7 protein-coding genes are annotated in these 11106 nt (G+C 43.6%); all 7 read left to right on the forward strand.

What is annotated here, in order from left to right; genetic code table 11:
* Positions 1 to 125: 125 nt before the first annotated feature.
* Positions 126 to 1058 (forward strand): aldo/keto reductase, encoded by a 933-nt coding sequence (locus HMPREF9010_RS10690; RefSeq protein WP_008649481.1) that lies wholly within the window; start codon positions 126 to 128, stop codon positions 1056 to 1058.
* 15 nt (positions 1059 to 1073) lie between these two features.
* On the forward strand, positions 1074 to 1997 hold the full coding sequence (locus HMPREF9010_RS10685) for an amidohydrolase family protein (RefSeq protein WP_008649483.1): 924 nt from the start codon (positions 1074 to 1076) through the stop codon (positions 1995 to 1997).
* Positions 1998 to 2035: 38 nt separating this feature from the next.
* Positions 2036 to 3328, forward strand: a complete 1293-nt coding sequence (fucP, locus tag HMPREF9010_RS10680; protein WP_008649484.1) for an L-fucose:H+ symporter permease — start codon at positions 2036 to 2038, stop codon at positions 3326 to 3328.
* Between the two features lie 25 nt (positions 3329 to 3353).
* Positions 3354 to 4370, forward strand: coding sequence for a zinc-binding alcohol dehydrogenase family protein (locus HMPREF9010_RS10675; RefSeq protein ID WP_008649486.1), 1017 nt, complete (start codon positions 3354 to 3356; stop codon positions 4368 to 4370).
* A 295-nt stretch (positions 4371 to 4665) separates the two neighbouring features.
* On the forward strand, positions 4666 to 6264 hold the full coding sequence (locus HMPREF9010_RS10670; RefSeq protein ID WP_032849613.1) for a glycoside hydrolase 43 family protein: 1599 nt from the start codon (positions 4666 to 4668) through the stop codon (positions 6262 to 6264).
* A gap of 96 nt (positions 6265 to 6360) precedes the next feature.
* Entirely contained in the window at positions 6361 to 8946 is a 2586-nt protein-coding gene (gene xyl3A / locus HMPREF9010_RS10665) for a xylan 1,4-beta-xylosidase (RefSeq protein WP_008649489.1), read from the forward strand.
* Positions 8947 to 9378: 432 nt separating this feature from the next.
* Complete coding sequence (locus HMPREF9010_RS10660; protein WP_008649491.1) at positions 9379 to 11106, forward strand: glycoside hydrolase family 43 protein; 1728 nt, start codon at positions 9379 to 9381, stop codon at positions 11104 to 11106.

Here is an 11106-nt window from a genome sequence, read left to right on the forward strand (position 1 = left end):
TAAGAGCATCTGAAGCAATATTTTTTACGTAAACCGTTACGTTGTTTTTTCGACCGCTCTCTGCTGCACTGAAACTATTACTGACCTATTTTTGTCGCATACAAAATGATTTAAAACCTAAAAGTATGCAATACCATGAAATCGGAAAGACAGGGATGAAAGTATCATCTCTTAGTTTTGGAGCTTCTTCTTTGGGAGGAGTTTTCCATGATTTGAAAGAAAAAGAAGGAATTCAAGCAGTGTTTACTGCTGTTGAAGCAGGAATGAACTTTATCGATGTGTCTCCTTATTACGGACATTATAAAGCGGAAACTGTTTTAGGGAAGGCGCTTAAAGATCTTCCTCGCGACCGTTATTACCTTTCTACCAAAGTGGGACGTTATGGAAAAGATGGAGTGAACCTGTGGGATTACTCTGCAAAGCGTGCTACCGAAAGTGTGCATGAGAGTATGGAGCGTCTGAATATAGATTTTATCGATCTGATAAATGTACACGATGTGGAATTTGCCGATTTGAACCAGGTAGTTAATGAAACTCTGCCTGCTTTGGTTGAGCTGCGTGAAAAAGGAGTGGTAGGACACGTTGGAATTACCGACTTGCAACTCGAAAACTTGAAATGGGTAATCGACCATTCACCAAGCGGTACGATTGAATCTGTGCTTAGTTTCTGCCATTATTGCCTGTGTGATGATAAATTAGCAGACTTCCTGGACTACTTCGAATCCAAAGAAATCGGCGTGATTAATGCTTCTCCGCTTTCAATGGGACTGTTGAGTGAACGTGGCGTGCCTGCCTGGCATCCGGCTCCCAAACCCTTGGTAGAGGCTTGCCGTAAAGCAATGGAACATTGCAAAGCTAAGAATTATCCGATTGAGAAACTGGCTATGCAGTTCTCCGTCAGCAATCCTCGTATAGCAACGACTTTGTTTAGTACAACTAATCCGGAGAATGTGAAAAAGAACATCGCTTTCATCGAAGAACCTATTGACTGGGAACTCGTTCGAGAAGTACAGGAGATTATCGGAGAGCAGAAACGTGTAAGTTGGGCAAACTCATAAAACAGCGTCATTCGTATGGACTATACAATTATTGATGCGCACGCCCATCTGTGGTTACGGCAGGATACTGTTGTGGACGGATTGCCTATCCGGACTTTGGAAAATGGCCGTTCGGAATTTATGGGAGAAATCCGGCAAATGGTTCCACCCTTTATGATAGACGGAGTGAATAGCGCGGAAGTTTTTCTTTCGAATATGGACTATGCGCAAGTGGCTGCGGCTGTCATTACCCAAGAGTTTATTGACGGTATTCAGAATGATTATTTGTCGGAAGTCGCTTCCCATTATCCCAACCGTTTCTTTGTTTGCGGAATGTGTGAGTTCCGCAAACCTGGATTTCTGGAGCAGGCGAAAGAGCTTATAGCCAAAGGTTTTAAGGCTATAAAAATACCTGCCCAACGCTTGTTGTTAAAAGAGGGACGGGTAATGCTGAATAATGAGGAAATGATGCAGATGTTTCATTCTATGGAAGAACGGAATGTCATGCTCTCCATCGATTTGGCTGACGGAGCAACACAAGTTTCCGAAATGGAAGAGATTATTCAGGAATGTCCCCGCCTAAAAATAGCTGTCGGACACTTCGGAATGGTGACACGTCTAGGCTGGAAAGAACAAATCCGCCTGGCACGTCATCCCAATGTGATGATTGAATCCGGAGGAATCACTTGGCTTTTCAATGATGAATTTTATCCTTTCAAAGGAGCAGTGAAAGCCATTCGGGAAGCGGCGGATTTAGTTGGCATGGAGAAACTGATGTGGGGATCGGACTATCCGCGTACCATTACAGCAATCACCTACAAGATGTCATACGATTTTGTGGTGAAGTCTTCCGAGTTGACGGAAGAGGACAAAAGACTCTTTTTGGGAGAAAATGCCCGGAACTTCTATGGATTCACGGATCTCCCCGTACTTCCTTACATCAAGAACATGTCCGAATGATGGAGAAAACATCCTTATCGTAAAACTAGATTTATACCATGAAAAAGAATACATATACAATACCTTTAGCGTTGGTTTTCTGCCTTTTCTTTCTGTGGGCGATAAGCAGCAATCTGCTTCCCACGATGATCCGGCAATTGATGAAGACATGTGAACTGAATACCTTTGAAGCCTCTTTTACCGAGACTGCCTACTGGCTGGCTTATTTTATTTTCCCCATCCCCATAGCGATGTTTATGAAACGTTACAGCTATAAGGCGGGAATTATTTTCGGACTGGTATTAGCAGCAATCGGAGGCCTGCTTTTCTTTCCTGCTGCCATTTTAAAAGAATATTGGGCTTACCTTTGTATCTTCTTTATTATCGCTACGGGAATGTGCTTTCTGGAGACAGCTGCCAATCCGTATGTGACGGTTTTAGGAGCACCCGAAACAGCTCCTCGCCGATTGAATCTGGCGCAGTCTTTCAATGGACTCGGAGCTTTTATCGCTGCCATGTTTTTGAGTAAGCTCATCCTTAGCGGAACTCATTACACACGCGATACCCTACCTGTTGATTATCCGGGAGGCTGGCAGGCCTATATCCAATTGGAAACGGATGCCATGAAACTCCCTTATCTGATATTGGCTATACTGTTGATTGCCATAGCTGTTGTCTTCATCTTTTCAAAATTGCCGAAGATTGGGGACGAAGGAGAAACGGCTTCTTCCGATAAAACGACTTCTTCGGGTAAAACGAAAGAGGGTAGCCAGAAAGAAAAACTGATAGACTTCGGTGTATTGAAGCACTCACACTTGCGGTGGGGAGTGATTGCGCAATTCTTCTATAACGGCGGACAGACGGCGATAAACAGTCTGTTCTTGGTTTACTGTTGCACTTATGCCGGATTGCCGGAAGATACAGCGACTACCTTCTTCGGATTGTATATGCTCGCATTTCTTTTGGGGCGTTGGATCGGTACCGGATTGATGGTGAAATTCCGTCCACAGGATATGCTACTGGTTTACGCCTTGATGAATATTCTTTTGTGCGGGGCAGTGATGATATGGGGAGGTATGATCGGGTTATACGCAATGTTGGCTATCTCTTTCTTTATGTCTATAATGTATCCCACGCAGTTCTCATTGGCGCTAAAAGGACTGGGGAATCAGACAAAGAGCGGTTCGGCATTTCTGGTAATGGCTATTGTCGGCAATGCCTGCCTGCCACAGTTGACGGCTTATTTTATGCATGCCAATGAGCATATCTATTATATGGCCTATTGTGTACCGATGATTTGTTTTGTCTTCTGTGCGTATTACGGCTGGAAAGGTTATAAAGTAATCGATTAATAAATTTATTTATCAAACATATCCAATGAAAGCAGTTCAAATTGTCAATCCCTCCGAAATGAAGGTGGTTGAACTGGAAAAACCGACCGTTGGTGCCGGTGAAGTATTAGTAAGAATCAAGTATGTGGGTTTCTGTGGCTCCGACCTGAATACCTTTTTAGGACGTAACCCAATGGTGAAGTTACCGGTAATCCCGGGACATGAGGTAGGAGCGGTGATTGAGGAGGTTGGTCCGAATGTTCCGGCCGGCTTTGAAAAAGGGATGAACGTGACATTGAATCCATATACCAATTGTGGTAAATGTGCTTCCTGTCGTAATGGTCGTGTCAATGCCTGTGAGCATAATGAAACGTTAGGGGTACAGCGCAATGGAGTGATGTGCGAATATGCAGTTTTACCTTGGACAAAGATTATTCCGGCTGGTAATATCTCTCCTCGCGATTGTGCGTTGATTGAGCCGATGAGTGTCGGATTCCATGCGGTATCTCGTGCGCAGGTGATCGATAATGAATATGTGATGGTTATTGGCTGCGGTATGATTGGTATCGGTGCCATTGTACGTGCTGCTTTGAGAGGGGCAACGGTCATTGCTGTCGATCTGGATGACGAGAAACTGGAACTGGCGAAAAGGGTAGGTGCTTCTTATGTGATTAACTCCAAGACAGAAAATGTACACGAACGGATGCAACAGGTAACGGAGGGCTTCGGTGCCGATGTGGTGATTGAAGCTGTCGGCAGTCCGGTCACTTATGTGATGGCGGTGGATGAAGTCGGTTTTACAGGACGTGTGGTTTGCATCGGTTATGCCAAGAGTGAAGTAGCTTTCCAAACGAAATATTTCGTTCAGAAAGAACTGGATATCCGTGGTTCCAGAAATGCGTTACCTGCTGATTTCCGTGCGGTTATTAATTATATGAAAGAAGGGAATTGTCCGGTGGAAGAACTGATTTCGAGGATAGCAAAACCGGAAGGGGCTTTGGAAGCTATGCAAGAATGGACGGCGAATCCGGGAAAGGTGTTCCGTATACTGGTTGAGTTCTGATAAGTTCTTGTAATAAGAATAGTTGTTGATGCCTGTTGTTTCGGGTATGTAATAAGTGAGAGGAGGCTGAATACAGTCTCCTCTCTTTGGGAGATAGGGTGATGTAACATGAGTAAATATAGATGTAACATTCTTCATTCGATATGTAGCATCACAAAGAAATCATGTAGCATACTTTGGTCAATATATCTGTTTGCATTTTCTATTTTTGTGATGTGGAAGATAACAAGGAACATTTTAAATAATTAGCTTTCAAATAATAGATAATGTAGCCAGTTAATAAAAAACGATGATTATGCTGAAAACAAAAATCAACACTATTTTACTGTGTACTCTTTTTACATTGTTCTTCCCGCTATCAGCCGGAGCACAATACCGTAATCCTATTCTTTATGCTGACGTGCCCGATATGTCGGTGTGTCGCGCAGGCGATTACTTTTACATGGTTTCCACTACTATGCATCTGATGCCGGGAGCACCTATCATGCGTTCGCCGGACATGAAACATTGGGAAACTATCAGCTACGTATTTTCTCGCATTGACGATGGTCCTCGTTATGATTTGCTCGAAGGCACTGCTTACGGGCAAGGACAATGGGCATCATCTATCCGCTATCATGACGGTAAATTCTATGTCTGGTTTACAGCCAATGGCGCGCCCGGACGTGGGTTTGTCTATACTGCGACAGATCCGGCCGGTCCCTGGAAACTTCTTTCGCGTCCTCCGCATTTCCATGACGGTTCGCTTCTGTTTGATGATGACGGGCGGGTGTATCTCTTTCACAGTACGGGACAGCTTACGGAGTTGAAAACCGATTTGACCGATGTACTTCCCGGTGGCATCAATCAGCAAATATTTGAACGGGATGCTGACGAACAAGGGCTGTTGGAAGGTAGTTCCGTCATCAAGTATAATGGGAAATATTACTTGCTGATGATTTCTATGGATTGGAGTATTCCCGGCCGTCTGCGTCGTGAAGTATGCTATCGTGCCGATAAGATTACCGGACCTTACGAAAAGCGTGTCATTCTTGAAACGGAGTTTGACGGGCATGGCGGTGTTGGTCAAGGATGTATCGTAGACGGGAAAAACGGTGAATGGTACGGACTGATTTTTCAGGATCGTGGTGGCGTAGGGCGTGTGCCGTGTCTCATGCCTTGTACATGGACGGAAGATGGTTGGCCTATGCTGGGAGACAAGGATGGGCACATTCCGAATGATACCACTTTATCGTATATGTCAATGGATGGTATCTGCGGTTCGGATGATTTTTCCGCTTCCGGGCTTTCCCTCTATTGGCAGTGGAATCATAACCCCGTCGATCAGGCATGGAGTCTTACCGACCGTCCCGGATTTCTGCGTTTGAAAACCTCCCGTGTGGTAGATAACCTGTTTGTTGCTCCCAATACGTTGACCCAACGTATGGTAGGACCGAAATGTATGGGCACTGTCAGTCTCTCTCTGGGGGGGATGAAAGATGGTGACCGTGCAGGATTATCGGCTTTTAATGGTGACAGCGGTGTGCTTACGATTGAAAAGAACGGAAATAAACTGTCTCTTGTGATGAGTGAACAGAAAAGCGTGTTTGAGAAAACGAAGCGTGCCATTAGCCGTGTGGATATGACCGAACAAGCCCGTATACCTCTTAACAAAGAGCTTGTCTACTTGCGTGTGGAAGGTGACTTTACCAATGGACGGGATGAGGCTCGTTTTTCTTATAGTCTTGATGGGAAAGCATGGATACCTGTTGGTCTGCCTGTCAAGATGAAATTTGACTACACCCGTATGTTTATGGGCAGTAAGTTTGCCATATTTAACTATGCTACACGTTCTGTAGGCGGTTATGTAGATGTGGACTCTTTTGATTATTCGTTCTGTGATGCGTCAATGTAACAAACAAATATGTATTTGTAACCAATGAAACATTGTTTTATTGGAAAATAGGCTATTTTTGTTTCCAAATTAATCATAACTAATAAGTATAATATTATGAAAAGAGGTTGGATACCGATTATGGGTGTTTGTTTGGTGTTATCGTTTTCGGCATGTAAGCAATTGCTGCCTTACCAGGACACTTCTTTAACGGCGGAACAACGGGCGGAGGATTTGTTGCCCCGGTTGACTTTGGAAGAAAAAGTATCATTAATGCAAAATGCGTCACCTGCTATCCCTCGACTGGGAATTAAAGAATATGAGTGGTGGAATGAGGCGTTGCACGGTGTGGGACGTGCCGGATTGGCTACTGTTTTTCCCCAGTCTATCGGTATGGGAGCTTCTTTTAATGATTCATTATTATATGAAGTGTTCAATGCCACTTCCGATGAGGCTCGCGTAAAATCGCGTATTTTCGGTGAAAGCGGCGTGCTGAAACGCTATCAGGGATTAACATTCTGGACACCGAATGTCAATATATTCCGTGACCCTCGTTGGGGACGCGGTCAGGAAACTTATGGTGAAGACCCTTATCTGACAGGACAAATGGGAATGGCTGTAGTCCGTGGTTTGCAAGGACCGGAAGATGCCAGGTATGATAAGCTGCACGCATGTGCCAAGCACTTTGCCGTTCATTCAGGACCGGAGTGGAACCGGCATAGTTTTGATGCGGAGAATATAGATCCCCGGGATTTATGGGAAACCTATCTGCCTGCTTTTAAAGATTTGGTACAGAAAGCGCATGTAAAGGAAGTGATGTGTGCCTATAATCGTTTTGAGGGAGAGCCTTGTTGTGGCAGTAATCGCCTGTTGATGCAAATATTGCGGGATGAATGGGGATACAAAGGCATTGTAGTCTCTGACTGTGGAGCGATCTCCGATTTCTATAGACCGGGAACGCATGGGACTCACCCGGACAAGGAACACGCTTCGGCCGATGCTGTGCGGGCAGGCACAGACCTTGAATGTGGAAGTGAATATGCATCACTGGCGGATGCTGTAAAAGCCGGTTTGATTGACGAAAAAGAAATAGATATTTCATTGAAACGTTTGTTGACGGCACGTTTTGAACTGGGAGAAATGGACGAACAACCGGCTTGGTCGGAAATTCCAACCTCTGTGTTGAATAGTAAGGAACATCAGGCATTGGCTTTGCGTATGGCCCGTGAATCATTGGTGCTCTTGCAGAATAAAAACAACATCCTGCCTCTGAATACCCATCTGAAAGTAGCTGTTATGGGACCTAATGCCAATGACTCCGTGATGCAGTGGGGAAATTATAACGGTATTCCGGCACATACGGTTACCTTATTGGAAGCTGTCCGTGCCAAACTACCGGAAGGACAAATCATATACGAACCGGGTTGTGACCGTGTGGATGGAAAGACACTCCAAAGCCTGTTTGATGAATGTAGCATAAATGGTAAACCCGGTTTCTTGGCAGAATATTGGAATAATCGTGATCGTGAAGGGGAAGTGGTTGCTACCGATCAGATTTCCACTCCGTTCCATTTTGCGACAACAGGGGCTACTACATTTGCGCCCGGTGTGGAAATAACTAATTTCTCGGCTCGTTATGAATCTGTCTTTCGTCCTTCGCAGTCGGGTGATGTTGCTTTCCGTTTCCAACTGGATGGTGAAGTGACTCTTATTATAAATGGTGAGCAAGTGGCTCGGAAAATATATGTTAAGAATCCGACGAACCTCTATACGTTACAGGCGAAGGCTGGAAAAGAGTATCATATCGAGATTTTATTCAAACAACGGAATGAAAGGGCTACACTTGATTTTGATTTGGGCAAAGAGGTCGGGATCGACTTGAACCTCGCAGTGAAGAGAGTAATGGATGCTGATGTGATTCTTTTTGCTGGTGGAATTTCTCCAAGTCTGGAAGGTGAGGAAATGCCGGTAGAAGTTCCCGGATTTAAGGGTGGTGACCGTACGGATATTGAACTTCCGGACGTTCAGCGTAATCTGTTGAAAGCTTTGAAGAAGGCTGGTAAAAAGGTTGTCTTTATCAATTATTCCGGTTCAGCTATCGGACTAGTGCCCGAAACGACTACTTGTGAAGCGATTCTGCAGGCATGGTATCCGGGACAGGCGGGTGGTACAGCTATCGTTGATGCTCTTTGGGGAGAGTATAATCCCGGTGGACGCCTGCCGGTCACTTTCTATAAGAATGTGAATCAATTGCCGGACTTTGAAGACTATTCCATGAAGGGGCGTACCTATCGATATATGCAACAGCAACCACTTTTCCCATTCGGTCATGGGTTGAGTTATACTACGTTTACTTATGGAGAAGCTAAATTGAGCAAGAATACAATCGCCAAAGGTGAAAATGTAGTATTGACTATTCCGGTAAGTAATGTCGGACAACGTGATGGAGAAGAGGTGGTTCAGGTTTATTTGAGACGTCCGGGTGATAAGGAAGGTCCCCGTTATACCTTGCGTGCTTTCAAACGCGTTCATATTCCGGCAGGGAAAACTGAATCAGTAGCTATTCCTCTTACCGGTGTGAACTTTGAATGGTTTGATGCAGAGTCGAATACGATGCGTCCGTTGGAAGGTACTTATGAATTACTGTATGGAGGAACTTCTGATAGAAATAAGTTGAAAACGATTGTAATGAACGTACAGTAATACCGCTTTGGAATTTTGTTTATTTTTACAGATAGACAATCCGGATTTATTTATTGAATGAATAAAGAAAGAACGACCTTGTTCCTTTAAAAGGAACGGGTCGTTTCTTTTAAACCAAGCCCCCGTTTCTTTTAAACCAACGGGGGCTTTCCTTTAAAGGAAAATGAGCATTTGCTAATTCTTGATATTCAGCATTTTATATGATGGAAGATAAAAGTGCTGAAATAATAGGTAATGTAGTTATTTATCTTACCATTTTTCTGTTTTGGGGCTTTTTGTTACATCAGAAAAGAATCATGTTACATGTCTGTGATAAATGTAACCTGTATATAGATGCCTGTATCATGATTGTACATATATGATAAAACCGAATCGATACATTTGCAAACACTACTATGGAACAGAAAATTATAGAAAATAAAAAGTGATAATATGAGAACATTAAAATTGATTTTGTCGGGCTGGCAATCCTTGGGGCTTGTCGTATTTATTATGCTGTTTTTTAATATGGAGGTGAGTGGCAAGGGTAAAATAACAAAAAATGCTCCTGTCTTTACGCAATTTATTTATCAGGGGGAGGATGCTATTTATCAAAACAATCCTTTAAAGCCGGGTGAGTTCTATAATCCTATTTTGCAGGGTTGCTATCCCGATCCGAGTATAACGCGGAAAGGGAATGATTATTATTTAGTGTGCTCATCTTTTGCTATGTTTCCCGGGGTGCCTATTTTCCATTCTAATGATCTGGTCAACTGGAAACAAATCGGTCATGTGCTGGACAGAACGTCACAATTAAAGGTTGAAGATTGCGGTATTAGTGCTGGTGTATATGCTCCTGCTATAAGATATAATCCCAATAATGATACGTTTTATATGATAACGACTCAATTTTCCGGTGGCTTTGGAAATATGGTGGTAAAGACAAAGAATCCGGAGAATGGCTGGAGCGATCCGGTCAAACTTCAATTTGAAGGCATTGATCCTTCTCTTTTCTTTGATGATAATGGCAAGGCATACGTGGTACATAATGATGCTCCTGCTAAAGCAAACGAGCGTTACTCGGGACACCGTGTCATAAAAATATGGGATTATGATGTGGAAAATGATAAAGTGGTTCCGGGAACGGACCGGATCATTGTAAACGGTGGCGTCAATATAGAAGAAAAACCGATATGGATTGAGGCTCCTCATATCTATAAGAAAGATGGACGTTATTACTTAATGTGTGCGGAAGGAGGAACCGGAGGCTGGCATAGCGAAGTTATTTTTGTAAGTGATCATCCGAAAGGACCTTATCTTCCGGCAAATAATAATCCTATTTTAACTCAACGTTATTTTCCTGCAAACCGGGCGGATAAAGTAGACTGGGCTGGTCATGCAGACTTAGTGGAGGGACCCGACGGAAAATATTATGGTGTATTTTTAGGAATACGCCCCAATGAGAAGAACAGAGTGAATACCGGACGCGAAACTTTTATTCTTCCGGTGGACTGGAGCGGAACATTTCCCGTTTTCGAGAATGGGCTTATCCCTATGAAACCTACATTGAAGATGCCTTCGGGAGTAGAGAACCAAACAGGGAAAAACGGTTATTTGCCTAGTGGCAACTTTGTCTTTAAGGATGATTTCTCCGATAAGACATTAGATTTTAGATGGATCGGTCTTAGAGGTCCTCGTGAAGAATTCGTTGAGATGACCGATAAAGGGTTGCGGATCATCCCTTTTACCTCAAATATCAATGAAGTGAAACCTACTTCTACCTTGTTCTACCGTCAGCAGCATAATCAATTTACAGCGGCAGCAACCATGGAGTACAAACCGAAAAATGAGAAAGATTTTGCCGGTATAACATGTTATCAGAATGAAAGATATCACTATGTTTTCGGTATCACTAAAAAGGGAAAAGACTATTACCTGATACTGCAAAGAACCGAAAAAGGACAAGCGAGTGTCCTGGGTGAGGTGAAGATAGAAACAGAGAAACCTGTGACACTGCAAGTAACAGCCAATGGAGATGATTATCGTTTTAATTATTCGATTGATGGCAAGAGTTTCCTAAATTTAGGAGGAACCGTTTCCGGCGATATTCTTTCTACTAATGAGGCTGGTGGCTTTACAGGAGCAATGATTGGGCTGTATGCAACATCTGTTGGTTATTAA

Source organism: Bacteroides sp. 3_1_23, from assembly GCF_000162555.1.
GTDB classification, from domain to species: Bacteria; Bacteroidota; Bacteroidia; order Bacteroidales; family Bacteroidaceae; genus Bacteroides; species Bacteroides ovatus.